The organism is Arthrobacter sp. K41, assembly GCF_059089645.1.
Genome location: NZ_JBNHEW010000005.1, coordinates 142,689 through 166,858, shown reverse-complemented (window position 1 = coordinate 166,858; position 24,170 = coordinate 142,689). Strand labels below are relative to the sequence as shown.

The 24,170-nt window shown below is 61.5% G+C and carries 21 protein-coding genes; 12 read left to right on the top strand and 9 right to left on the bottom strand.

Annotated elements, in window-relative coordinates:
• Nucleotides 1–23: 23 nt before the first annotated feature.
• Nucleotides 24–242: an exodeoxyribonuclease VII small subunit gene (locus AC5RTE_RS13335; RefSeq protein WP_494041882.1), complete on the bottom strand. Its 219-nt coding sequence runs from the start codon at nt 240–242 to the stop codon at nt 24–26.
• Complete coding sequence (gene xseA, locus AC5RTE_RS13330; RefSeq protein WP_494041881.1) at nt 235–1,593, bottom strand: exodeoxyribonuclease VII large subunit; 1,359 nt, start codon at nt 1,591–1,593, stop codon at nt 235–237. The genes AC5RTE_RS13335 and xseA overlap by 8 nt, the downstream gene beginning before the upstream one ends.
• A gap of 162 nt (nt 1,594–1,755) precedes the next feature.
• Between xseA and AC5RTE_RS13325 the strand changes: the two genes are divergently transcribed.
• Both AC5RTE_RS13325 and AC5RTE_RS13320 read left to right on the top strand, forming a co-directional pair.
• A complete protein-coding gene (locus AC5RTE_RS13325) occupies nt 1,756–2,613 on the top strand; it encodes a hypothetical protein (protein ID WP_494041880.1) in 858 nt (285 codons plus the stop codon).
• A gap of 9 nt (nt 2,614–2,622) precedes the next feature.
• Complete coding sequence (locus AC5RTE_RS13320; protein WP_494041879.1) at nt 2,623–3,702, top strand: 4-hydroxy-3-methylbut-2-enyl diphosphate reductase; 1,080 nt, start codon at nt 2,623–2,625, stop codon at nt 3,700–3,702.
• A 92-nt stretch (nt 3,703–3,794) separates the two neighbouring features.
• Here the strand turns inward: AC5RTE_RS13320 and AC5RTE_RS13315 are convergent, their stop codons facing one another.
• Entirely contained in the window at nt 3,795–5,024 is a 1,230-nt protein-coding gene (locus AC5RTE_RS13315) for a DNA recombination protein RmuC (protein WP_494041878.1), read from the bottom strand.
• A gap of 98 nt (nt 5,025–5,122) precedes the next feature.
• On the opposite strand from AC5RTE_RS13315, the gene ychF reads away from it, so the two are divergent.
• A complete protein-coding gene (ychF, locus tag AC5RTE_RS13310; protein ID WP_494041877.1) occupies nt 5,123–6,208 on the top strand; it encodes a redox-regulated ATPase YchF in 1,086 nt (361 codons plus the stop codon).
• A 192-nt stretch (nt 6,209–6,400) separates the two neighbouring features.
• Here ychF and AC5RTE_RS13305 read toward each other — a convergent pair whose 3' ends face one another.
• Both AC5RTE_RS13305 and AC5RTE_RS13300 read right to left on the bottom strand, forming a co-directional pair.
• Complete coding sequence (locus AC5RTE_RS13305; RefSeq protein ID WP_494041876.1) at nt 6,401–7,018, bottom strand: tyrosine-type recombinase/integrase; 618 nt, start codon at nt 7,016–7,018, stop codon at nt 6,401–6,403.
• Between the two features lie 301 nt (nt 7,019–7,319).
• Complete coding sequence (locus tag AC5RTE_RS13300; RefSeq protein ID WP_494041875.1) at nt 7,320–7,904, bottom strand: helix-turn-helix domain-containing protein; 585 nt, start codon at nt 7,902–7,904, stop codon at nt 7,320–7,322.
• A 448-nt stretch (nt 7,905–8,352) separates the two neighbouring features.
• Between AC5RTE_RS13300 and AC5RTE_RS13295 the strand changes: the two genes are divergently transcribed.
• The 3 genes from AC5RTE_RS13295 (at nt 8,353) to AC5RTE_RS13285 (ending at nt 11,053) form a co-directional block, all read left to right on the top strand.
• Nucleotides 8,353–8,547 carry a hypothetical protein gene (locus tag AC5RTE_RS13295; RefSeq protein WP_494041874.1) on the top strand — a complete coding sequence of 65 codons (195 nt, stop codon included), beginning with the start codon at nt 8,353–8,355 and terminating at the stop codon, nt 8,545–8,547.
• A 633-nt stretch (nt 8,548–9,180) separates the two neighbouring features.
• Complete coding sequence (locus tag AC5RTE_RS13290) at nt 9,181–9,825, top strand: hypothetical protein (RefSeq protein WP_494041873.1); 645 nt, start codon at nt 9,181–9,183, stop codon at nt 9,823–9,825.
• A gap of 592 nt (nt 9,826–10,417) precedes the next feature.
• Nucleotides 10,418–11,053 carry a hypothetical protein gene (locus tag AC5RTE_RS13285; protein ID WP_494041872.1) on the top strand — a complete coding sequence of 212 codons (636 nt, stop codon included), beginning with the start codon at nt 10,418–10,420 and terminating at the stop codon, nt 11,051–11,053.
• 474 nt (nt 11,054–11,527) lie between these two features.
• On the opposite strand, the gene AC5RTE_RS13280 is transcribed toward AC5RTE_RS13285, so the two are convergent.
• The 3 genes from AC5RTE_RS13280 to AC5RTE_RS13270 form a co-directional block, all read right to left on the bottom strand.
• Complete coding sequence (locus AC5RTE_RS13280) at nt 11,528–12,235, bottom strand: hypothetical protein (RefSeq protein WP_494041871.1); 708 nt, start codon at nt 12,233–12,235, stop codon at nt 11,528–11,530.
• Between the two features lie 942 nt (nt 12,236–13,177).
• The gene (locus tag AC5RTE_RS13275) at nt 13,178–14,329 is read right to left on the bottom strand and encodes a N(5)-(carboxyethyl)ornithine synthase (RefSeq protein WP_494041870.1); all 1,152 of its coding nucleotides are present in this window, start codon (nt 14,327–14,329) and stop codon (nt 13,178–13,180) included.
• Nucleotides 14,330–14,334: 5 nt separating this feature from the next.
• The gene (locus tag AC5RTE_RS13270) at nt 14,335–14,484 is read right to left on the bottom strand and encodes a hypothetical protein (protein ID WP_494041869.1); all 150 of its coding nucleotides are present in this window, start codon (nt 14,482–14,484) and stop codon (nt 14,335–14,337) included.
• 874 nt (nt 14,485–15,358) lie between these two features.
• Between AC5RTE_RS13270 and AC5RTE_RS13265 the strand changes: the two genes are divergently transcribed.
• Nucleotides 15,359–15,838 (top strand): hypothetical protein, encoded by a 480-nt coding sequence (locus AC5RTE_RS13265; RefSeq protein ID WP_494041868.1) that lies wholly within the window; start codon nt 15,359–15,361, stop codon nt 15,836–15,838.
• A gap of 151 nt (nt 15,839–15,989) precedes the next feature.
• Here AC5RTE_RS13265 and AC5RTE_RS13260 read toward each other — a convergent pair whose 3' ends face one another.
• Nucleotides 15,990–16,577: a CGNR zinc finger domain-containing protein gene (locus tag AC5RTE_RS13260; RefSeq protein WP_494041867.1), complete on the bottom strand. Its 588-nt coding sequence runs from the start codon at nt 16,575–16,577 to the stop codon at nt 15,990–15,992.
• Between the two features lie 89 nt (nt 16,578–16,666).
• Here AC5RTE_RS13260 and AC5RTE_RS13255 point away from each other — a divergent pair, with 89 nt between their 5' ends.
• From AC5RTE_RS13255 to AC5RTE_RS13235, 5 genes are all read left to right on the top strand, one after another.
• Nucleotides 16,667–17,761: an LLM class flavin-dependent oxidoreductase gene (locus AC5RTE_RS13255; protein ID WP_494041866.1), complete on the top strand. Its 1,095-nt coding sequence runs from the start codon at nt 16,667–16,669 to the stop codon at nt 17,759–17,761.
• Nucleotides 17,762–17,812: 51 nt separating this feature from the next.
• Nucleotides 17,813–18,664, top strand: a complete 852-nt coding sequence (locus AC5RTE_RS13250) for a cysteine hydrolase family protein (RefSeq protein ID WP_494041865.1) — start codon at nt 17,813–17,815, stop codon at nt 18,662–18,664.
• Between the two features lie 3 nt (nt 18,665–18,667).
• Nucleotides 18,668–20,284, top strand: a complete 1,617-nt coding sequence (locus AC5RTE_RS13245) for a cryptochrome/photolyase family protein (protein WP_494041864.1) — start codon at nt 18,668–18,670, stop codon at nt 20,282–20,284.
• Between the two features lie 62 nt (nt 20,285–20,346).
• Complete coding sequence (locus AC5RTE_RS13240; RefSeq protein ID WP_494041863.1) at nt 20,347–22,110, top strand: ABC transporter family substrate-binding protein; 1,764 nt, start codon at nt 20,347–20,349, stop codon at nt 22,108–22,110.
• Between the two features lie 278 nt (nt 22,111–22,388).
• Complete coding sequence (locus AC5RTE_RS13235; protein WP_494041862.1) at nt 22,389–24,059, top strand: peptide ABC transporter substrate-binding protein; 1,671 nt, start codon at nt 22,389–22,391, stop codon at nt 24,057–24,059.
• Nucleotides 24,060–24,170 lie beyond the last annotated feature (111 nt).

The following is a 24,170-nucleotide window of genomic DNA, read 5'->3' as shown; positions in this document are numbered from 1 at the left end:
CGCTTATACCCGGCACTGATGACCTACAGCGGCTGGTCGCGGGCAGCGGCCAGCCGCTTCCTCGCTCCCTCCAGCCATTCCTCGCAGCGCGAAGCCAGCGCCTCGCCCCGTTCCCACAGCGCCAGCGATTCCTCGAGGCTGGCCCCGCCCGCCTCCAGCCTGCCCACCACCGCTACGAGCTGCTCCCGTGCTTCTTCATAGCTCAGCGCAGCGACGTCGTTTCCTGGCTCTTGTTCAGTCATTGGGTTCTCCTTGGTGCGTGCCCGGCTTGTGCGGGGCTAAGTCTGATGAAGGTGGGCCGGTGGAGGTGGCGCCGAAGCGTCCTTCTGCAACCCTGACCGAGAGCAGCGTGCCCGCCGGTGCCTCGGCCGGGCGGCGCACCACCGCATGCCCGGAGGTGCCGCGGCCTGCTGCCAGTGCGCCTGTGAGTTCGACGACGGCGTACCCCCTGTCGAGGGTCTTCTGCGGCGACAGCGCACGTACCTGTGCTTTCAGGTGCCCGAGCTGGTCAGCTGCACGGACCACTGTGGAGCTCACCGCCGCGGAAGACCTTCGGAGCAGCCGCTCAATTTCTTCCGCGCGCGTGGTCACCAGGCCCTCAGGCGCAGCCATGACCGGCCTTGAATGAAGGGATGCCAAGCGGTCCGATTCCCGGTCCACGAGGCGCTCCAGGCACCGGCGCAGCTGCTCCCGTGCCTGGCGCACGCCCGCCAGTTCCTCCGACACTTCGGGCACGATCCTCTTGGCCGCGTCCGTAGGGGTGGAGGCACGAAGATCAGCGACGTCGTCGAGCAGCGGCCTGTCCGCCTCGTGGCCGATGGCACTGACCACCGGCGTGGCAGCGGCTGCCACAGCGCGAACCAGTTCCTCGCTGTTGAAGGGCAGCAAGTCTTCCAGCGCACCGCCCCCGCGGGCGATGACAATGACGTCCACCTCGGTGCGGGAATCCAACTCCCGCAGGGCCCGGACAATCTGGGACACGGCAGTGTTGCCCTGGACGGCCACTTCGCGGATTTCGAACTCGACGGCGGGCCATCGCAGGGCGGCGTTGCGGAGGATGTCCTTTTTGGCATCGGAGTCGCGTCCGGTGATGAGGCCAATGCGGTGGGGCAGTAGGGGCAGAGCCTTCTTGCGGGAGTCCGCAAAAAGCCCCTCGGCGGAGAGGGCCTGGCGGAGGCGCTCGATCCTGGCAAGGAGATCACCCAGACCCACCGGCCTGATATCCCGGACCAGCATGTTCAGCCGGCCCGTCTTGATCCAGAACTCTGGCTTCAGCAGGGCAACCACCCGGGAACCGCGTTCCAGCGGCAGGTTCTGGCGCTCCAGCACTTTGGTCCACACTGAGGCCGGCAGCGAAACTTCCGCGTCAACGTCCCTCAGTGTGAGGTAGGCGTTGGTGCTGCGCCGGTTCAGTTCGATGACCTGGCCTTCAACCCATGCCGAGGGCGTGCGGTCGATGTGGGCTTTCAGCTTCTGGGAGAGGAGCTGCAAGGGCCAGGGGTTGTCCGGCGTGGTTTCTGCCGCCGTCGCAGGCAGGGTAGTGGGCGCGGTCAGCTGCTGGTCCGGGAGCGGAAGTGAGGCCTGTTCAGACATGCGAACTCCCTTGCGGGGCTGGAGTTGCGGGCATGGGGTCCTTCGTCTGTTGAGCGGCGGTCATTCAACCTTATCCATAAGCAGTAGCACGCGGGGCTGACGGTGGCCGGCAGGAATGCCCGCCTAGGATGGGTTGACCGCCATCGACCTGAAGGATCTGCTGTGCGCACTTTTGTTTCCGCTGCTGCCACCGTGCTGGCCGTCGTGCTCGCTGCCGTGGCAGTTCCGGCCATCTGGCTGGACCGCAGCATCGTCCAGGAGCAGGGCTTCGTGGAACTGGCCGCGCCGCTGGGAAGGAATCCTGAGTTCCAGCAAGGACTGGCGGCGGCTGCAATCGGAACAATCGACACCAGCTCGGTCCCGAATTTCCTCTCAGGCCTGGTCCGGCCGGTACTGGAGAACGCCGCGGCGTCCCTGACCAGCCTCCCCGGCTATCCCGCTGCCTGGGAAGAAACACTGCGGAAAAGCCACCGGCTCAGTTTCGCAGGCACTGTGGCTGGCAGCAGCACGGAAGCGTCGGCTGCTTCCTCGTCCTTGACCCTCGACGTCGCTCCTCTGGTGGCGTTGGGTGCCGGGGAAATCTCCCGTGCAACCAGGCTTCCCCTGGATCCGCCCGGGCAGACGTTGATCAACGTGGGCCAGCCCGAGCAGAAAGCGTGGATCGAGCGCCTGAGCACGTACGCGCCCGCGGGCTACCTGCTTGCAGGGGGATCGGCGGTAGCGCTGCTCCTGGCCCTTGTTGCCGCCCGGCGCCGCTGGACAGTGCTTGTAGGTGCGGGAGCAGGTGCTTTGCTGCTGGCGGTTTTGTGGGGAGTGGGCGCGCAGGTGGGATCCGCTGCGGCGCTGGCAACCGACAGCGGGAACGAGGTGGCCAACATGTTCAGGAACGAGTTCGTCGCCGTTTCGTCGGGCCACTTCCAGTCGTGGATCTGGGCGGCCGCCCTTACCGGCGGCGCATTGCTGCTGGTGGGGACTGTGGCCGGCCTCATACCGCGAAAACCGGCCCTTGCAACCCGGTAGAATTAAGCAATGACCCCCTCAGCTGTTTCTCTTTCGATGCCCACAATTCCCCGTAGGCGCCGCTCTCCTGAGGAAGTAGCTGCTGCAGCCCCGGTAACCGGGACCAAAAAGGTGTTGCTTGCCGCCCCTCGCGGGTACTGTGCCGGAGTTGACCGTGCTGTCATCGCCGTCGAAAAGGCGCTGGAGCACTACGGCCCGCCGGTGTACGTCCGCAAGCAGATCGTGCACAACGTCCACGTGGTCAGCTCCCTGGAGGAAAAGGGTGCCATCTTCGTTGATGAAACGGACGAGGTGCCCGAAGGTGCTTTGGTGATTTTTTCTGCCCATGGGGTATCGCCGGCTGTGGTTCAGTCCGCGGAGGACCGGGGCCTGCGGACCATTGATGCCACCTGTCCTCTGGTAACCAAGGTCCACAAGGAAGCCGTGCGGTTCGCCAAGGACGACTTCGACATTCTGCTGATCGGCCACGATGGCCACGAGGAAGTTGAGGGTACCGCGGGAGAAGCTCCCGAACACATCCAGATCATCAATGGCCCCCACGAAGTGGACAAGGTGACGGTGCGGGATCCGGAAAAGGTCATCTGGCTTTCCCAAACCACCCTCAGCGTTGACGAGACCATGGAAACGGTGCGTTTGTTGAAGGATCGGTTCCCCACCCTCCAGGACCCGCCCAGCGACGACATCTGCTACGCCACCACCAACCGCCAGGTGGCCATCAAGAAGATTTCCCCGCAGGCCGACCTTGTCATCGTCGTTGGTTCGGCCAACTCCTCAAACTCCGTGAGGCTGGTGGAGGTGGCGCTCGAGTACGGGGCGAAGGCGTCGTACCGTGTGGACTTTGCCAACGAAGTGGACGAAGCCTGGTTTGAAGGCGTCGCAACTGTTGGCGTGACGTCCGGGGCCTCCGTGCCCGAGGTGCTGGTGCAAGACGTCCTGCGCCTGTTGGCCGATTACGGTTACGGCACGGTGGAGGAAGTAGTCACGGCCGAAGAGGATCTCCTTTTCTCCTTGCCCAAGGAGCTGCGGGCAACCCTGAAGCAGGCCGGCGATGTCAGCCGTGCCCTTGGCGGACGCCGCCCGCGCAGCTGACGACAACTGGAAAGTGCCTGGCAGCTGGAAGCTGCCAGGCACTTTTGTTTCTTTGCTCCTTTTCCGGGAAGGATCTATTCGGGCGGGCCCCTTCAGGCAGCCTCGTCCTCGCTTTGGAGCTCGGGGGCGGCCAAAGCGCGCGGTGTGACCTCCACAACCGGAGGAGTAACCAGGCCGGATTCCTCCAGCGTATTCAGCTTCCGGGCAGTGGGGAGGACACGCGCTTCCAGGGTGCCCACCATGGAGTTGTAGCGGTCCACGGACGTCTTCAGGGAGGACCCCAACTTGGTGACGTTTTCGCCCAGGGTTCCCATCCGGTCGTACAACTGCCTTGCGAGGTCGAACAGTTCCCGGGCGCTGTCCGTCAGGACGTCCTGGCGCCAGGTGAACGCAACGGATTTCAGTACAGCCAGCAGCGTGCTGGGGGACGCCAGAACCACGTTCCGGGACAGTGCATGGTCGAGGAGCTCGGCGTCGGCCATGAGTGCTGCGGCCAGGATCGACTCGGCCGGGATGAAGCAGATCACCAGCTCGGGGGAGTTGCCGGGGATATCCCAGTACTTCTTGTTGCTGAGTGAGTCCACGTGCGCCCGCAGGGCTTTGGCGTGGGCAGCCAGGAGCGCCTGCTGGGAGCGGCGGTTTGCGCCGGGGACCGGTCCGGCCTGCACTGTCCGCGATTCCATGGACGCGCCAAGCTCCTGGGCTTCGAGGTAGGCCGACAAGGGGACCTTGGCATCCACCACCAGTTGCTTTTCGCCGGGCAACTGGACCACCAGGTCAGGGCGGACCGCCGACTCTCCGCCGGAGCTGTGGACCTGCTCGACGAAGTCAACGTGCCGCAGCATTCCTGAGGCCTCCACCACGCGCCGCAACTGGACTTCCCCCCACTGGCCGCGCGCACTGTTGGACCGCAGGGCAGACTCCAGGGCGTGCGTGGACCGGATCAGCTGTTCATCCGAGAGCCGTGCCTCCTGCAGCTGCTGGGCGAGCTGGCCGTACTGTTCCAGCCGGTCACGCTCCAGGAGCGCCACCTGCTGCTGCACCGCCGTCAGTTTCTCGGCCACGGGCGCCAGCGCGCGCAGCACGCTGCCGTCCTGGGACCGTGATTCGCCCAGCTCCCGGTTCTGTGCAGCCAACAGCCGGCGTTCGGCGTCGGCCGCGGCGAACTGCGCGCTCACCTCGGAAAGCCGGGACGAGACGGCGTCGAAGTCCTCTTCCAGGGCGCGGCTGTTTTTCCGCAGCACAAAGTAGGCCGCTGCGGCGCCCGCGAGGGCCCCCAGTAACAGCATGAACAGAGCCAGTATCAGCGCGAAAGCATCCATCTGCCCACTGTCGCATGGGGCTGTGACATTTTCCCGAAGCGACATCTCGGCCGGGCCCCGGACGGCCTTAACGCCTGCTGCGGGTAGAATCAATGCTCGTGGCTCTTACTATTGGCATCGTCGGACTGCCCAACGTCGGCAAATCAACTCTCTTTAACGCACTGACCCGCAACCAGGTGCTGGCAGCGAACTACCCGTTCGCTACCATTGAGCCCAACGTTGGAGTTGTCAGCCTGCCGGATCCCCGGCTCAAGCAGCTTGGCGAGCTCTTCAACTCCCAGCGCCTGCTGCCCGCCGCGGTTTCCTTCGTGGACATCGCCGGCATCGTCAAGGGCGCCAGCGAAGGCGAAGGCCTCGGAAACCAGTTCCTGGCCAACATCCGGGAGGCGGAAGCGATCGCGCAGGTGGTGCGCGTCTTCGACGATCCCGACGTGATCCATGTCGACGGCAAGGTTGATCCCCGCTCGGACATGGAGACCATCAACACCGAGCTGATCCTCGCGGACCTGCAAACCATTGAAAAAGCCATCCCGCGCATTGAAAAAGAAGTGAAGATCAAAAAGCGTGAGGCTGCGGAGCTGAACGCGATTCTCGCCGCCCAGAAGGTGCTTGAGCGCGGCGACACCATTTTCTCCTCCATCAAGAGCGACAAGCTGGAGATGAACCACCTCAAGGAGCTCAGCCTCCTGACCGCCAAGCCCTTCATCTATGTCTTCAACGCGGATGAGGGGATTCTCGGCAGCCCGGAGAAACAGGAGGAACTGCGTGCCCTGGTGGCTCCGGCCGACTGCATCTTCCTTGACGCCAAGCTTGAGGCCGACCTCGTGGAACTTGACGAGGAGGAAGCCCGGGAAATGCTGGAAATGAACGGCCAGGACGAATCCGGGCTGGACCAGCTGGCCCGGGTCGGTTTCCACACCCTGGGCCTGCAGACCTACCTCACCGCCGGTCCCAAGGAAGCACGCGCCTGGACCATCCACCGTGGCGATACGGCTCCACAGGCCGCCGGTGTGATCCACACCGACTTCCAGCGGGGCTTCATCAAGGCCGAGGTGGTCTCCTTCGACGACCTCATGGAAGCGGGATCAATGGCCGAGGCCAAGTCCCGGGGCAAGGTCAGGATCGAAGGCAAGGAATATGTCATGGCCGACGGCGACGTGGTGGAGTTCCGCTTCAACGTCTGATTGGGCCCCTTTTCCCTCTTAGTGAAAAGGATTAGGCGCTGTCAGTCCGCACAGAGTCAGCAGGAATTTTGAGAGCTTGGTTCATCATGGCTCCCGCTGCGGACCTTGTAAGGTCTTCTGCTGTCGGCCACAGGTGCGAATACGTGTCCAGTGTGGTTGTTGCCTTGGAATGTCCTAGCGCTCTTTGGACCGTCACGACGTCACAGCCGGACGCATTAGTCCGGAGGCGTAGAAGTGCCTGAGATCATGCAAGCGGACGCCTGCGAGCCCCGCAGCCTTAACCGTCTTCCGCCACCAGTAGCCCGTTGTGTTCTGGTGCGGAGGCAGTCCGCCGTCACCGATAAAGAGCCATTGGTGAACGCTGTGAACCCCGATGTGTTCGACGTGTTGGGCAAGCATCTGCACAAGGGCGTCAGGGATATGCACAAGGCGCTCTGACCCGTACTTCGGGGGAGTGATAGACACTGCGCCTTTACCCGCCCGCTGCACCTGCCTTTGAACCTTCAGGGTGCGCCGTAGGAAGTCGATGTCAGTGAGCTGCACCGCGGCAGCTTCCCCCAGGCGGAGGCCCGCAAAAGCGCACATAGCCACGAATGGCCGGAATTGAATCTCAGCGGCCTCCAGGAGCTTGCCCACTTCTTCGGGGGAGGGGATCACCATTGCATGCTCTGCCTTACGGGCGCGGGGCAGCCTTACCCCTTCAGCAGGATCCGCGGCCAGCATCTTGTCATTCCGGGCACCACGGAGCACAGACCGGACATTGTTGTACCGTGTCTTGATCGTTCCCACGGCCAGACCGTCAACTGTCATCTTCTTCACCCACGCCTCAACATGGGACCGCTTTAGGTTCCGAAACTCCACGTCACCAAACGTGCAAGATCGAACCGCCAGACTCATGGCCTTGGCCGTACCGGCCGCCCATATTTGCCGGTGTGACCACTCCGCGTAGAACGAGTTAAGCGTGACCTTGCCCGACTTCGGATCCACATAAGCGCCAGTCACCACCGATGTGGTGACCTCGTCAAGGAACCGCTGAGCGTCTATCTTTCGCGGGAAGTGCCTAGCGTGTTCCTTCCCCGAGTCGTCACGATACCTGGCACGGCACCGGCCGTCAGGCCTCGTCTGGATGCTCGCCTCTTTCAGCCCCTTCTGATGCTTCAAGCGTCCAAGAATCTCCGCGAGCGCCAGCCGAAAATTCCTCGGTGATCATCGATTCAAACCGTGCCGTCCAAGCCTCGATCAGTTCCTTGCGCTCAAGCAGCGCCGCAGCTTCGCGCAAGGTCGCCCGCACCTCATCAACATGCTCCGGCAGGATCTTCCCTTCAGCCAGGGCGGTTTCGGCGTCACGGACAACGTCCTCAAGCTCTCGCCGCTGTGTCGATACTCCGTGCATCCAGCGCGCAGCCATCATGCTTGCGTGATTCAGATACTCCATGTGCTCGCGGATTTCCTCATCGCCGGTCAGCGGCTCAATAACGACATTGTCCAGCGTATCTCCGAGTACGTGCGCGATTATTACAGCCTCGCTAAGCCGGACTGGACGTTGGCCGCTTTCCATTCGGCTCACGGTTGTGGGGTGGAAATTTTCGAGTCCAGCCTGCTTGAGCAAACCGGCGAATTCGGTCATCGACCACTTCTGTTCCTCACGACGAGCCTTTACTTCAAGCCCGAACATCTCATCTGGCGTCCTTGTCATGACCTAACACTCTCAACACAAATAGGCAGGGGTAAACAGACGAATTTCCAGGCCCTTAGATGGCCTTTTTAGCTGATCGAAAGGTATAAAAATGGCAGTACCGAGAGGTTTAAATGCGCCGGGCAGGAAGCTTTGGGAGGCGTCAACCGAAAAATTTGAGTGGGCCGACCACGAGCTAGCCCTATTGGAGGAAGCTTGCAGGGTCCGGGATCGGTTGTGGAGCTTGACGCAGCGGTGAAGACGGACGGCCTGATGCCTCCCAGTTCCCAGGGTGCCAGAGTCCACCCCGCCGTAAGTGAGTGCCGGCAGCAGCGCCTAGTCCTGGCCCGCTTGCTGGCTACTTTGCAGATTCCCGGCTTGGATGATGATTTGCCTGCGGCTCGTGGCGTCCGAGGCGTTTACGGTGGCCGGCGTGGTTAGGCGCCGCCGCCCGCCGGAGCGTGGTGGTATGTCGGCTGAGTTGCTGGAGTTTGTTCCGGGCGACTGGCCCGGCGGCTCGGAGTATCAGCAGTGGATGGCCTGGAACGCTGCGGCTCTTGAATGGGCGGCGCGGAACCTCCCGAACGGTGCCCAAGATTTGCCGGACCGGCTCACCCGTGCGGCATCGACACCGGATCAGCCGTGGAGTGAGGTGGTGTTCTGATGCCTAGGCGTAAGCGGGCCTTTGATGATGGCTTGAGCTTGCCCCGTCATCTACTGCCAGAGGCGGCTATTTTGGGCCCCGACGGTTGGAAAGCGGCGATGTTTGTGTGGTCCCGAAACCATGACTGGGGACCGCAGAAACTCGGCCTCCTGGCTTTCTTTGATGAGACGGTTTGCCTGCACAGGACGGCACTGGGTTTGGAGCCGCCTATTGGTTCGGCTCAGCGGTACGCGCAGAAGTTGGCGGGCGGTTTGTGAAGGCGTACCGGAATGACCGGCGTTATGTGAGCCAGCGGGCCCTTTTTATGGGAGTTCGAGGACCGGAAGCTATTCCCGGACTTTTGGAAGGACGCCCGGAGTTTCACGGCGGATCATATCGAGGCTGTGAACGTGGGCGGGCGGATGGCACCGGGCTTAGCAGGGCTCCAGGGGATGCATGGCGCTTGTAATGCCTCGAAAGGGGATGGTAGCCGGAGCCGTCCCCTGAAGCCGCCGCAGGACCGTCCACCACTTAGGACGAGCCGCAATTGGTAGGGGAGCATTGGACAGTATGTCGTTATGCCTTCTGGCTTTAGTTATCCCCGGTATGCCGTCGGTTACACTCTTTCCACCAGCGGCAGCATAGGGGATCGATATGGCAAAGGTTCAAGAGGAAGTCGGGGACAAGGACCGCAATCGCTTCGTGGCAATCATGCGTGATGGCCATTGGTTCGTGGGAATTTGCACCCTTTTGACGGGGATTCTGGCGCTTGGGGGAGCAATTGCCGCTGCTTTAATAGGTAAATACGGATGGCCTGCATTTGAGGCGCTGATGTCTTCTCAAGGTGCGGACGCGTCCCGGGTGTTAGAACTACCAGGTCCTATCGACCCCCTTCCGGCCATGGACAACAGGACAAACTTATCCGGAAAGCTCAAAAGTCCACTTCCCTATGGACGTCACATATATGTCGCGACACAAGGCCCTATCACGGCGGACACGCCGCCAAGACTTGCAAGTGGGAAGTTGACGTTCTCCCCGCCGTGCACTGTCAATGAGGAAGCTCTGACTTTCTCGTGCGGCGAAGTACAACTCGGCCGGGAAAAAGAGGGGGGAACTTTCAAGATCTATGTAGGCTTGGCTGACTCCACGGCAGCAAATCGCATTGGTCATAATCTCTTTGCTCAAGGAGATAAGTCGGCTAAAGGCGATTCCCATACCGACGTATCACCTGCCGGATTTGATGTCGTTGGTGACGGCCTCACAGTGCACAGGGACGGACCATTAGTGAGTGGCGGTTGATTGGGGATTGTCCGTTCTTGCAGCTGCCTCGCCAGCATCTATCCGCTCAGCAGTTCGCAGTGAAAGTTTCCACGTTAGAAGTTGCAATGCTCCACCAAGGCCAATCGGTAGTGCAGGAAGCGCCTCGTCAGACATGAATGCTGACGGGGCGCTTTCGTGCGGTAGGACTCGTGGCTACTTCCAAGTAACCGAGCAGTCCAGGGTAAGGGTCGTAGGCGTTGTCGGGCTGCCAGGCAACAGTCCGATGCCTTCAACTATTGCGGTTCCAAGCTTATCTGGGAGGCGGCCCAGCTGTATCTCAGTGCCCACAGGCAATGCGACTACGCCTCTAAGCCACATGACCTGCGTCTGGTTGGCCTTGTCGAATACGAGGGTCCGGTTTTCTACGTCGTAGGTAGGAATGCTCTGTTCGCTCAATTCATTCTCCAGATCGTCGGTGACTTTCGCCGGCAGATATAGCGACTGACTGGCTAATTCTATGGCGGGCTGTCGCACCCCGAAGATACGTTGAGTGCTACATGTCCGTGGTGGCCTAATCTGTTCTCATGCCTGATAACAAAGAAGCCGTAAATCAACTTATTCTGGAAACTCGATGACGCTGGCGGAGATATCTTCCGGCGTCATCGCAGCGCTGTCCCTAGTCGTTGCTGGCCTTTCCTGGAGGAGTTCGCGGAAGGCTAACACGATCGCTTGGGGCGCGAATGACCGTGCAGATCACGCTAATGCCATAGCGGAAGAGGCATTGGACGACGCCCGACAAGCCCGGCTTGATGCCGTGTGGGATGAGGTGGTACGAGCGCTGAACAACTTGTTGACGTTCGATTTTGCGGGATCATCTGAGAATGTGGGGCCAAGGCTTGTGTCGGCTCGTAACAGCTTGCAAATGCTTTCGGACAAGGTGGACGAGGACGCGTTGGGAGAGTGGCTGCAATCGGAATGGGTTACGGCGACGCTACTTATGCGAGAGGCCGGCGAAAAAAGAATTGACAGGCGACACCCTGATTATGCTGGTGCCGCTGTACAAGCAAACTCAGCTGCCGCTGCGTGGTTCGCAGCCATGATTAACAACATCAGGTTCGCCAGACTCGGCGGAATGACTGACGACGATGCTGAAAGCCTGAGACAGAACGCTGTCGAACATGCCAAGGCGATAAGAAACAGCAATAACTGGGCTGAGGACACATGGCTTCGTGAGACCATGCAACCTTTGCAGGACGACAACGCCTGAATCTTAGGAGACGCCTTACGGTCACTGTAAGAAAGCAGATCTAACAGGGAACGTGTTCATTGTTGAGGCTGAGCGCGGGGGAGGACCCGTTCAATTAGCCTTTTCGCCGGCGTGGTCGTTTTCGAGCTTTCCGAGGTACTCCGAGTGTGTCATTCCCTGCGCTGAGGCCTGTTCTGCGGCTTCCCGTACGGTGAGTCGTTCAAGGCTTTCGACTTGGCGGGCATGGTGTTATCGGTGGCGTTAATGGCGAGACCTTTTTTGTTTGTTGTTCCCGTCCCCCAGCGGGACGAGGTTAGCCTAGCCTTTTGGGTGTGACAGCGGGGCAAAGATGAATCGGACCTGAAGGGCTGCTTGTCATAGTCCCTCACCCCGTCATGAAACCCGCCGCCGCCAACCCTGATGCACGAAGTTCGCGAGTCTTCAGCAGACAAGGGCGGGAGCATCGTCTATCCGCCTGTGCTTTTGCAGAGAGCATTAATCCGCGGAACACGGCTCCTTTGCATACTTGTCCCACATCGTGCCTATACCTATGCCGCCGTACTCTTCAATGTCCTTAACCAAAGTGCGGCACAAAACTGGGGAGTCCGCAAAGCTCTCCCTCATGTAGGCCTCCCAGCCGTCTCTTTCCTCATCAAAGGCGTTGGAGTCCAGTTGAAACATGAGATGCTCGAAGTGATCCAAAAGGCGACTGGCTACCGCAGCAGCAACCGATACGTCACTTTCGGGGGCATGATGATTGTGCCAAAAATAAGGCTGCAGTTCCTCGTACTCCACAAAAAGATGGTTAATTTCCTGCTGCTGGGCGTAGATGGATGCTGCGGTACTACTGATCAAAGATTCGTCGACTTTCATCAGTTGATACACGCCGACCGTGCCCGCTGCTACAATCCCGAGGGCAATAATGGAAATCTCGGCAACCTTAAGCGACTCATCAAGCGTTCTCTTCCGCTTGTCCCACTTCTGCTTCATACCCATGGCCACACCGACAAGAAGCAAACCAATTCCACCGACAGCAAAGCTCATGGAAAAAACAGTCGGCAATGCCAGCGCATTGGAGCATACATCTACAATCGGCCCCCTAGTCCAAACGGAGCCACACTCAGGCACCGGCATGCCCCGGACGATTGCAGGAATATTTCCCCCGATGATCCCTATACCAAGAAGCACAATGCCCAGCAACATTAGGAGCCTGGTTCGGATTCTCATCGCGCCCTCATCACTAGCGGTCGTGCTTATGTGCTTGGTAGGCCTGATGATATATGAGCACCCGCCAGTAAAGGGTGCCGGTGCTCTCGTGTCTAAGGACGCTAGAAAACGGATTTTGGACAGGAAAAGTTATGTCTTGGAGAGTGACCCCTGCCCCAAAAAAGCCCGCCGCCCCCGCCTCCGTTTGACCAGTCAAAGACGATCAAGCCCACGCACGGCGCTTGCAGACCTGCCACTTAGGGCTTAGACGTGGTGGAACTTGCTGCTGACGTCGGAACCAAACAACGAGTATTTGCCCTGATTGAGATGGCATAGCAGGCGCGCCAGTCCGCAAGAGGTCCGCAAAGGGGCTGCTTCACGCGACATGCCCCAACTTCCGAAAACGCTAGAATTCAAGGGAAACGGATAGCCCCAACATATGTCGTGTATATAAGGTAAGTTCCGCTTCAACGTCTGATTGGGCCCCTTTTCCCTCGTAGTGAAAAGGATTAGGCGCTGTCAGTCCGTAAAGAGGCCGCATGAGTGCCAAGAGTTTCGCTCATCATGGCTCCGGCTGCGGACCGGTGCGGTCCTCATCGTGGGCAACAGGTGGGAAAAGCTCGGGACGCCCGGCGCTCGATCCATGAACTCCATGGTCGGGGCGGAAGCGTCGTAGCTCGCCGCGTAAGGTGGGGAGTGTGACAGCCGTGGATATCTACCGTCCCCGGCTGCGGGTAGCGGATTGGCAGCCATTCCGCTACCTTGCCTATGCGATGACGGCCGTCCTTGCGTTCCGCGGGGACAGAGCGGTGCCATGGATCAGCTGTTGCCAGCTGTGGTCAAGTCGCGTCGGCGGCGCAGCAAGTGTGGGAGAGCATCAGTGACGGCATTCAGTCGAACCGGTGATGCTGCATCGTTAACGCCGGCCGGATGTTGCCTTTAGGTGTGCAGTGGGGCATGGGGGTAGTCCAGTTTCCTTTGCTGGAACTGAAGCACGTCCTCGTTCAAGATCACGCCGTCGCGGATCTCGATCGCACGGCGGATGGTTTCGTTTCCCGTCCATGCAGTAGGGCCGGTGATCACGGTTTCCAGGAAGGGCAGCAGGGCTTCGCTGATCTCCCAGCTGGAGGACTTCCAAAGGTAGGAGGGGCTGTGGTCCACAGCGTAGTAATCGATGTGGTCACCTACCGTAAAAATAGGCTCGGCGAAATCGGTCGTTCTCGCCCAGCTAAAGCCCATACCCTGATCGCAGGAAACATCCACGATCAGGCTGCCGGGCCGGAAAGCGTCCAGGTCCCCGGTCCGCAGGTAGGTCAAAGGTGCGTTGGGATTTTGCAGGGTGCAGTTGACCACGATGTCACTTTCGGCCAGGAACGGTGCCAGCGGGACCCGTCCGCGCTCGGTGATGACCTCGCTGAGAAACGGTGCTTTGGGGTCGTGATCGAACTGGACAATCCGCACCGAATGGATGGGCGAACCCACGGCGGCCACCCCACGGTTGGTCAGGACCTGGACGTCATGGATGCCATGGGCGTTGAGTGCGGTGACGGCTCCTCGAGCGGTCGCGCCAAAACCGATGACGACGGCACTGAGCCTCCGGCCGTAGTCTCCGGTGGACCCCGTCAGGGCTAGGGAGTGCAGCACCGAGCAGTAGCCGGCCAGTTCGTTGTTCTTGTGGAACACGTGCAGCCCGAACCCGCCGTCGCTCGCCCAGTGGTTCATCGCCTCGAAAGCGATCAGCGTGAGTTTCTTGTCGATTGCCAGCTGGGTGATAGCCCGGTCCTGGACGCAGTGCGGCCAACCCCATAGGACCTGCCCGTCACGAAGATCGGCGAGGTCTTCGGGCTGCGGTTTGGGCAGGAGTACGATGTCGGCTTCGGCCAGCAGTTGCGCTCGTGGGGCGATGCGCCCCACGAGTGGTGCCATATGGCAGTCCGAAACGCCGAAACGCTCACCATAGCCTTCCTCAAAAATCAGGTGCTGCCGGATTTCGGGAGCGATGCGCTGAAGATGCAGCGGGTGTATCGGCAGGCGCCGCTCGTCGGGTTTGCGGGTGCTGGAAAGCACTCCGAGGGTGAGGTGACCAGTCATACCCGTCACTTCTTCTTAGGGCCTGCCGACTTGGCGGCGGTGGCCTTCTCCCCGGCCGGGGAGGGTGGTGACACGGCCTTCTTGTCGGCGCGTTTTTCCTTGATGGTCTTGGCGGATTTCTTGGATGCTGTTTGGCGCGGGGATTTGTCAGCCATGATTGCTCCTGTAGCGGAACCGAAAGGTTCCTGACTTCGAACCATACAGGTACCGGCCTAAACCTCCTTCGCAGCCGTCGTGCAAATCCTTTGAGGCAACGGTCTTGGCAGACTCAGGTGTTGATCATTCGCGCGACCTGCCGCAAAAACCAGCACAGTTCGAATGAAGCGGCCGCAGCTGGCCAATCCTGACCACCCGCCGTCGTTGGCGAGTCCTATCGATCCATCAAGTCGTCCGCTACGCGGTGAAGGTCCTGGGCCCACCCGGTTGAACGGTTGGGCGCTCCTGAACCAGCTTCAAAATTCGCAAGAGCTTCCGCTATGCGCTCCAGTGCTTGGGAGATATTGGCCTTCACCGCCAAGTAGCCTTCCTCCGAGCGGGGGTCAGAAGAAGCCGAAGACAGGAGCTCCGCTCCGGACCTGATGACCAATGAGGCCTCGTACTCGTTCACACTCACACCTCGCAGCTTCCTCGCATCTGACGTGCAGCAGAGCACAACCATACATCCCAGGTACCCGCCCGGGCCGGCGCAGAATGAACCAGCGGCGGCTGGCTCCCAAGGGGATCCTGTACCGGATCTGGTGTGGGCGGACCGAAAAGCCCATCAGGGCCGCTGGCTGCATAACGGATGACAGAGTTTCGATCGACCGAACTGATCGGCGCTTGAGTTCACAAATCCAGGAATTAAGTATCCCGAGTATTCGGTGCCTCACTGCCCAGCATGCGCGTCTTACCAGTCATAAGCGAATCCGGGCGTCAGAGCAGGATGAGCATGCTAGGGAAACTAACCCTGGTAATACCGGTGCAAAGCAGTTCAACGGGTCTAGTGTGGGCTGGGTCGGCAATCGCCGCGATTACCCTCAGGGAGGGTGCATGAACTCCAAACAGTCCAGCTCCGAGCAATTTCTCAAGTACTTGAAAAGCGTTGGCGGTTCAGAAGCTGATCTCAACGCTGCCGCCTACACGGTCAGCGATGACGACACCGTAGAGAGCGTGGTTTCACGCCTGCGGATGGAACAGCAGGAGCATGGGGGCAATGCCAAGGACCCCTCGATACTCCATGCCTCGGCGCAGGTGATGATTAGCCGGCGGGATGAACGTGACCCAGTCCACCACGAGGGGGCTTCCCAGGCAGGGGAATACCAGCTGGACATCCATCACACCGCGGGAAGCACCATACGGGAAAGCATCCCGGCGAGGGACATGGAAGCCGCCAAGGTCTGGGCACAAAAACAAATCGAAGTTCAGGGCGCAGAGTTCGGAGCCATCTACTTTCCGACGGGTGGGGGCGACTCACCAGGGACGGGAGCCCTCGTAGCCAGCTTCGACCGATCGGTGGGCTGGTACCGCTAGCCGAAGTTGCGCTTCCGGGTGTCGACCCGGGCGGGCACGGGGCTCGCAGGCATTGAAGTCAGGGAAAGGCTGGTGTCCGCAATAGCGGTCGCCGAGTTTGCCCGGCGGCGGAACGGGTCAGCTGCCCCACTCCCGACCGAGCACTAAGGATTCAGGCGGTGTCTAAGGCGCGTTTGCGTGTGTAGGAGCGTGCGGCGCGGACCCGGTCTCCGCAGCGGGTTGAGCACCATTGCCGCCGGGCGTGGGTGCGGAGGAAGAAACGCCCGCACGAGTCTGCTTCGCAGGATGCGAGCTGGGATGCCCGCTCGCCGGCCAGCAGCGAGGCAGCGTCTTCGGCTATGACGGCCATGACATGCTCCACCACCTGTGTCACGGGATGGTCGGCGCCACGGGTGAACCCGGCCTCCAAGTCGAACCGTAGCAGCAGGGCGCCGGGGGAGCGGTTCAGCGCACGATTAACAGCATGCACGGCGGTCTCCGGGGGAACGTCTCCGCTGACGTGGGCGGTGAAGAGGGCACGCAGATCTGCGCGCAGCCCCACAAGCCTGCCCTGACAGTAGCCCTCCAGGACCGACTTCGGGGCGATGAGGTCGCGTTCCCTCAGCCAGGTTGACGCCGCTTCGGGGGTGTTCAGTTCGTCGTAGCGTCTGCCGCCGGGCAGTTCATTTGAGCTGTTGACCAGGGCGAGGGAGGCGTGCTCCTCGGTCCCCGGCGCGGCTCCAGACTGTGTCTCAACCATAGTTCTCATGGTATCAGTTTCGTTTAAGCGTGAGATGCCTGCTAGTCTCCAATCACGGTAAAACCTGTCTTTTTCCATGAGGAGCTGTCATGCACTTCGACCAACCAGCCGGCGCGCCCCCGTTCGCGCTGTCCGTGCTTTCCGCGGGCGGCACCGGAGTGGGGATGACTGCCGAGGCCGGCCTGGAGGCGACGAGATCGCTGGCGCGGACGGCGGACCAGAACGGGTACCACCGGTTTTGGATGTCGGAGCATCATGCGATGGGCGCAACTTCGGTGTCCTCACCGGCGCTGATGGCAGCACGGCTCATCGCCGACACCACGCGCATCCGGCTCGGCGCGGGAGGAGTCATGCTGCCAAACCATGCCCCACTGTTGATCGCCGAGCAGTTCGGGATGCTGGATGCCCTGGCCCCGGGCCGGATTGACCTCGGGCTGGGACGCGCGCCAGGCACTGATGCGGCCACCGCTGCGGCATTGCACCGGGGTGCGGATGCCAACGATGGATTCCCGCAGCAGGTGCTTGAGCTGCTCGGGTTCCTAAATGACGATTTCCCAGCCGGACACCCCTATCGGCGGGTCCACGCTGTGCCCGGCCCCTGGCAGGCAATGGAGAACCGGGTGCCGCCTGCTTCCACCGCCCCGGAAGTGTGGCTGCTCGGCTCCTCCCCGTACTCGGCACTGCTTGCCGCGCAACTTGGTCGGCCGTATGCCTTCGCGCTGCAATTCGGCGATGCCGACATCGATACGGCACTCCGCCTCTACCGCGAGAACTTTCAGCCCTCCGCAGTGCTCGCCGAGCCCCACACCCTGGTCAGCGTGCCCGTTGCAATCAGTGATGACGCGGCGGAGGCGCAGCGGCAGGCGGAAACGTCGGCGATGGCGATGCTGCGCATGTTTAAAGGCGAGGGCTACCTGCTTCTGCCACCGGACGAAGTCGCGGCCTACCCGGCCACGGCCCAGGAGCGGCAGGTCATCGACGCATACACCTGCCGCACTTTTCACGGAACCACGGCTACTGTCGCGGGCCGTCTCGAGGCCCTGCATGAGCGCACCGGCGTAGACGAGGTGATGCTCGTCGTCGGCGGCCACTCGGCAAGCCTCGACGAGCGCGGCATCACCCTGCTCGCCGATCGATACGCACTGCCCGCCGTGGAGGCTCCGCTTTCAGCAGCCGCGCATTAGCACCCCCAGCCAACGTTCCACGCCTTCACATCCCCCATAAAGGAGAAACCCATGACCGCACCACGCCGCGCCCTGATCGTTATCGACGCCCAGCAGGAATACTTCGACGGACTGCTCCCGATCCAATACCCGGCCCGCGAGGAATCCATTGACCGCACCCAGTCGGCTATTGAAGCCGCCCACCGGGCCGGAGTGCCGGTTGTGCTCGTCCAGCACGAACTCCCGACTGAAGCTCCGGTGTTCGCCACCGGATCTGCCACTTGGCAGAACCACCCCGGTGTTGCGGCCCACGAGGACGCAGCGGCCAAGCGCATCAGCAAGCAGTTCTCCAGCATTTTCGCGGACACCGGCCTCGATGCCTGGTTGCGCGGACAGGGTATCGACACGATCACGCTTGCCGGCTACATGACCAACAACTGCGTGATTGCCTCCGCCGCGGCCGCGGAGCCCCTCGGCTTCGCCGTCGAGGTCCTATCCGATGCGACCGGTGCAATTGACCTCGCCAACGCCGCCGGCACAGCACCGGCACGCCAGGTCCACGAGACCCTCATGGCGCTGCTGCATTCTAACTGGGCCGCCGTCACCGACACCGAGACCTGGTCCGAAGCCCTGACCGCCGGCGCGCCAGTGACAAGAGCGACCTCGTCACCTCCGCCGCACAAGGCCGCACCGCCGGGTAGAAACAAAACCCGAGCGATCGACCCCGCAGCACCAACCCGGGGTTCGAGGTGGTGCTCCTCAATTGTTGAAGGCGTCTTTGGCGGTCTTCCAGGATGGCCTGTTTGGACCTCTGTAGCAGAACGGATGCCATCCAGGTCGGTGTTGCGGCTAAAGGGCTCAACCGGACGATGCACTCCCGGCAGTAGACCTTGCCGGATACGGGGGAACCGCCCCTATTGTTAGGGAATGAGTCCCGGCTCGCATATGCGTCTGGTTCTGCCGCATCAGTTGTTCTCCCAGCAGCTCGACGTGCCAAACGGCACCATGTTTGTGCTCATCGAACACGACCTGCTTTTTCGCCAGTACTCGTTCCACTCCCACAAGCTGGTCCTGCACCGCGCGTCAATGAGCCGGTTTGCGCGCCGCCTTAGCGGGAAAGGCCACGAGGTGGTTGTCCTCCACAGCGCGGCCGGCCGCAGTTCCCGCCACAAGCTTGCAGAACTCGTGCGCCACCGCCGCCCCGGACAGGTGACCTGGTTCGACGTTGTGGATGACTGGCTTGAGCAGGACCTGTTTGCCGGCCTGGCCGACGGCGGTTACCGGATGCGCGAAGAAGACGTACTGGAGACACCAAACTTCCTGACCGGCCGCGCACAGATTGATGGCTGGTTTGCCCACAATGCGTCCCGGATGCACGACTTTTACGTGTGGCAGCGCCGCAGGCTCGACGTTCTTATTGACGGCGGGGAACCGGCAGGCGGGAAATGGTCCTTCGACGCCGATAACCGCAAGAAGCTTCCCCGCGGGTACAGGCCCCGAACGGTGGGCCGTTTCGCGCGCCATCCCGTCCTGCGGCAGGAGGGAACCCTCGACCTTGAAGGGCTCACCGAACAGCCCGCCGATGCCGGAGACGAGGTGGACGACGTCGCGCGGGCGGTGGCATGGGTGGCGGCGGAATTCCCCGAGGCTCCCGGTGACCCCCACATCTTCGCCTGGCCCACCAGCGAAGACGAGGCACGCCGGCACTTGCAGGAGTTCGTCCGTGAACGCCTTCAGGACTTCGGTCCCTATGAGGATGCCATCTCCACTGAGCATCCCTTCATCTCCCACGGACTGCTCACACCGGCCCTGAACATCGGACTGCTGGACCCCCGGGAGGTACTGCAGGAGGTGCTTGAGGGTGCAGCGCCGGGCATTCCGCTTTCCTCTCTTGAGGGTTTCGTGCGCCAAATCATCGGTTGGCGGGAATACATGCGTGCCACGTACCGGACCCGCGGCCGGCACATGCGAACCGCAAACCGGTTGAACCACAGGAACGAACTGGGGGACGGCTGGTGGGATGCGAGCACAGGGCTTGCGCCGGTGGATATGGTGATTTCGCGTGTCCTGGCCACCGGGTATGCCCACCACATCGAGCGCTTGATGGTCCTGGGCAACGCAATGACCCTGCTGAGGATCCATCCCGACGACGTCTACGAATGGTTCATGGAACTCTTCATCGACGCCTACGACTGGGTGATGGTCCCCAACGTGTATGCAATGAGCCAGTTTGCCGCCGGGGAGGTGATCACCACGAAACCCTATATTTCCGGCAGCAACTACCTGCGGAAGATGTCGGACCTGCCGGCAGGGGAATGGAGCAACGACTGGGACGGGCTGTACTGGACTTTTGTGGATGACCACCGGGAGGTCTTCGAAGCGAATTCACGCTCGCGGATGGTGGTTTCCCTGCTCGACAGGATGGACCCGGACAAGCGGCGGGAACACCGGCGCCGCGCTGAGGCGCTGCTCGGCGTGGGGCAGGAGACAACACGGCTGGTGCGGGCGGCGCCGGAGATCCCGCCGTCGGACGCCTTATCCTGAGTACAGGGCGTGATCCTGCCAATGTCGGGAGCCCCTCCCGCAAAGGACAACAAGGAGGCGGCATGCCGGTCAGGCGTCTGATGCAAGTCATCACTACAGCGGCAGCGGCCGCCGTGGTGCTTTCGGGCTGCTCCGGCGGGGGAGGCGCCACCCCCGTGGTGGCGGGGGAAGCCAAGCGCGGCGGCAGCGCCACCGTTGCCGAGGTCAACGCGTTTTCGTCCTTCAATCCGTACAGCACCGACGGCAACACGGACATTAACTCGAAAATCGGGCACATCACCCACTCGGGGTTCTACTACCTCGACGATTCCTCCACCGTGGTGCGCAACGACAAGTTCGGCCGCTTCGAAAAGGTTTCCGACGATCCGCTCAAGGTCAGATACACCGTCAACGAGGGCGTCACCTGGTCCGACGGCGAAGCCATCGACGCCGGCGACCTCCTGCTGAGCTGGGCTGCCGGATCAGGTTATTTCGATGACGCCGATCCGGTGGCCGGAACCGGAACCAAGTATTTCTCCACGGCCGCCGACACCAGCGGGCTGGCGGGAACTGTGCTTCCCGAGATCGGTGCGGACGGGCGCTCCATAACCCTGGAGTACACGGTGCCGTATGCCGACTGGGAAGTGGCGTTCGACGTCGGCCTTCCTGCGCACGTGGTGGCCGCCAAGACCGGCCTTGTCGATGAGGAAGACCTCGTCGACCTGATTAGGAACTCACCCCGGGGAGACGCCGAAGAGCCTGCAGTCAATACGACGCTGAAGCAGGTCAGCGACTTTTGGAACTCCGGATTCGATACCAAGAGTCTTCCGGACGATCCTTCGATCTACCTCTCCAGCGGGCCGTACATCGTCCGGGACATTGTCCCCGAAGTCTCCATGAGGCTGGTCCGCAACCGGGACTACGTATGGGGCCAGGAACCGTGGCTCGATGAAATCAACATCCGCTTCACCGGCGCGTTGCCGGCGGCCGTCGATGCCCTGCGGAACGGCCAGGCCGACATCATTTCGCCGCAGCCCTCTGCCGGTACCGATGATCTGTTCGAGGGATTGGCCGGCCAGGGCAACACGGTGGAGCGGTACAACCAGTCCGGCTATGACCACCTGGACCTGAACTTTTCCGGGCCTTTTGCCCGGGACGATGTCAGGGAGGCCTTCCTTAAGACGGTGCCGCGCCAGGCAATCGTTGATGCCGTTGTGGGGGATCTTATTCCGGACGCCAAGCCGCTTGACTCCCATGTGTTCCTTCCGGGGCAGCCAAAATACGAAGATACTGCCAGGAACAACGGGTCCGCCGACTACGCCGAGGTGGACATCAACGCCGCAAAGGCGCTCCTGGATGGCGAAACGCCCACCATCCGGATCCTCTACAACCGCGATAACCCCAACCGCGCAGAAGCCTTCGCCCTGATCAGGGACTCGGCAGCACTGGCAGGCTTCACTGTGGTGGACGCCGGGCAAGAAAGCGCGGACTGGGCCAGGGCCCTGGGCGGCGACGGGTATGACGCCGCGCTGCTCGGTTGGATCGGCACGGGAGTGGGCGTCAGCCGTGTCCCGCAGATCTTCCGCACCGGGGCCGGCAGCAACTTCAACGGATTCTCCGACGTCGACGCCGACAGGGCCATGGCAGAACTCGCCGGAACAACCGACCTGGCCAAACAGGACGAACTCCTGGCTGACATTGATCGGCAGGTCTGGGAAAACGCCTACGGCCTGCCGCTGTACCAGACCGTTGGCACCACAGCTTTCAGCGCCCGGATCGCAGGCGTAAAACCAAGCTCCGGCCCCTTGGGCGTCTGGTGGAACGTTTGGGACTGGCGGCTGGTCTAGGAGCCTGCAAAGCCTCCATCTCCTGGACGTGGCGCGATTCACACTTTCGATTCGCCGTTCTTCCTACCGGCGAGTAGCATGTGACTTGCACAACTTCCGTTGACCGACTAAGCGTTCAGTTTTACCCGGTCACGGTTTGGCAACGGAGTACCAGTATCTGGACTTCGTGCGGTTAGGCTACTCGTACATGTAGGACGCGTCACAGTTGATAGCTGGGTCTCGCCTGCGGGGAAGCACAAGATTCCCCAAGTTTTCTCCCACAACTCATAGGAGGCGGAATGCGTTTTGCGCGCACTTCCAAAGCACTGGGCATCGTGGCAATCGCCGCACTCGCCCTCACCGGCTGCGGCGCTGGAGGCGGCAGCAATGACGGTGCCAGCCAGTCTGCCGGCGAACCCAATAAGGTCATCACCGCTTACAGCAACGAGCCACAGAACCCCTTGCTGCCGGCCAACACCAATGAAGTCTACGGCGGCCGCGTGGTCGAACTTCTCTTTGAGGGCCTGACCAGCTACGACCCCAGCGGTCAGTCCGTCAACGCCTTGGCCGAATCCATCGAATCCCCGGATGGCCAGAACTACATCATCAAGGTCAAGAGCGGCACCAAGTTCACCAACGGCGAGGAAGTAACTGCCAAGAGCTTTGTTGACGCCTGGAACTTTGCTGCCCTGAGCACCAATGCCCAGGCCAACAGCAGCTTCTTTGAGTCGATTGAGGGCTACGACGCCGTCAGCGCAACGAAGAAGGAAGGCGAGACCGAGGTCCCCGCTCCCACATCCCAGACCCTTTCGGGCCTGGTCCTTAAGGACGACACCACCATTGAGGTCAAGCTCACCCAGCCGGAGGCCGACTGGCCCCTGCGCCTGGGCTACAGCGCCTTCATGCCGCTGCCGTCCCAGGCAATCGCCGACCCCAAGGCCTACGGCGAGAACCCGATCGGCAACGGCCCCTACAAGATGGCCAAGGAAGGCGCCTGGCAGCACGACAGCCAGATTGAACTCGTCAAGAACGAGGACTACGCCGGCCCGCGTGTTGCAAAGAACGGCGGCGTAACCTTCAAGTTCTACACCGATCCGGCTCCTGCCTACACTGACATCCAGGCCAACAACCTGGACGTCACGGACGTCCTTCCGACGAACGCCCTGAAGACCTACACCACGGACTTTCCGGAGAACCACCTGAACAAGCCGTACGCCGGCAACTCCACCCTGAACATCCCGGGCTACCTGCCTGAGTTCCAGGGCGAGGCAGGCAAGCTGCGCCGCCAGGCCATCTCCATGGCTATCAACCGCGAAGAGATCACCAAGGTGATCTTCAGCGGCACCCGCATCCCGGCCAAGGACTTTACCTCCCCGGCAGTGGACGGCTACAACGACAGCGTTGAGGGTTCCGAGGTCCTGAAGTTCGACGCCGCCAAGGCAAAGGAAGCCTGGGAAAAGGCCAACGCCATCAGCCCCTGGCCCGCGGACAAGACCCTGCAGCTCGCCTACAACACCGATGGCGGCAACAAGGAATGGATTGACGCCGTTGCCAACAACCTGAAGAACAACCTGGGCATCCAGGCAGAGGGCCAGCCGTTCGCCAAGTTCGCCGAAGTCCTTGACCTCCGTAAGGCAAAGACGCTGCCGGGCTTCACCCGCGCAGGCTGGCAGGCGGACTACCCATCGCTGTACAACTTCCTCGGCCCGCTTCTGCGCACCGGTGCCAGCGCCAACTACGAGGGCTACTCGAACCCCGAGTTCGACAAGCTCCTCGACGAAGGACTGGGCGCCAAGTCCACGGACGACGCCAACGCGAAGTTCACCGAGGCACAGGAAATCCTGTTCAAGGACCTGCCCAACCTCCCGCTGTGGTACTCCGCACGGCAGGTCGTATGGAGCCAGAACGTCACCAACGTGGACAGTGGCTGGAACGGTGTCATCCAGTACCACAACATCACTGCGAAGTAGTTCTGAGACCGTCCAACTCAAATAGCTAGTGGGGGTCCGGCAACAGCCGGGCCCCCATAGCCTTGATACCGGCAGGAAGCTGTCCCACATGAATTTCCCAACATCTCCAAA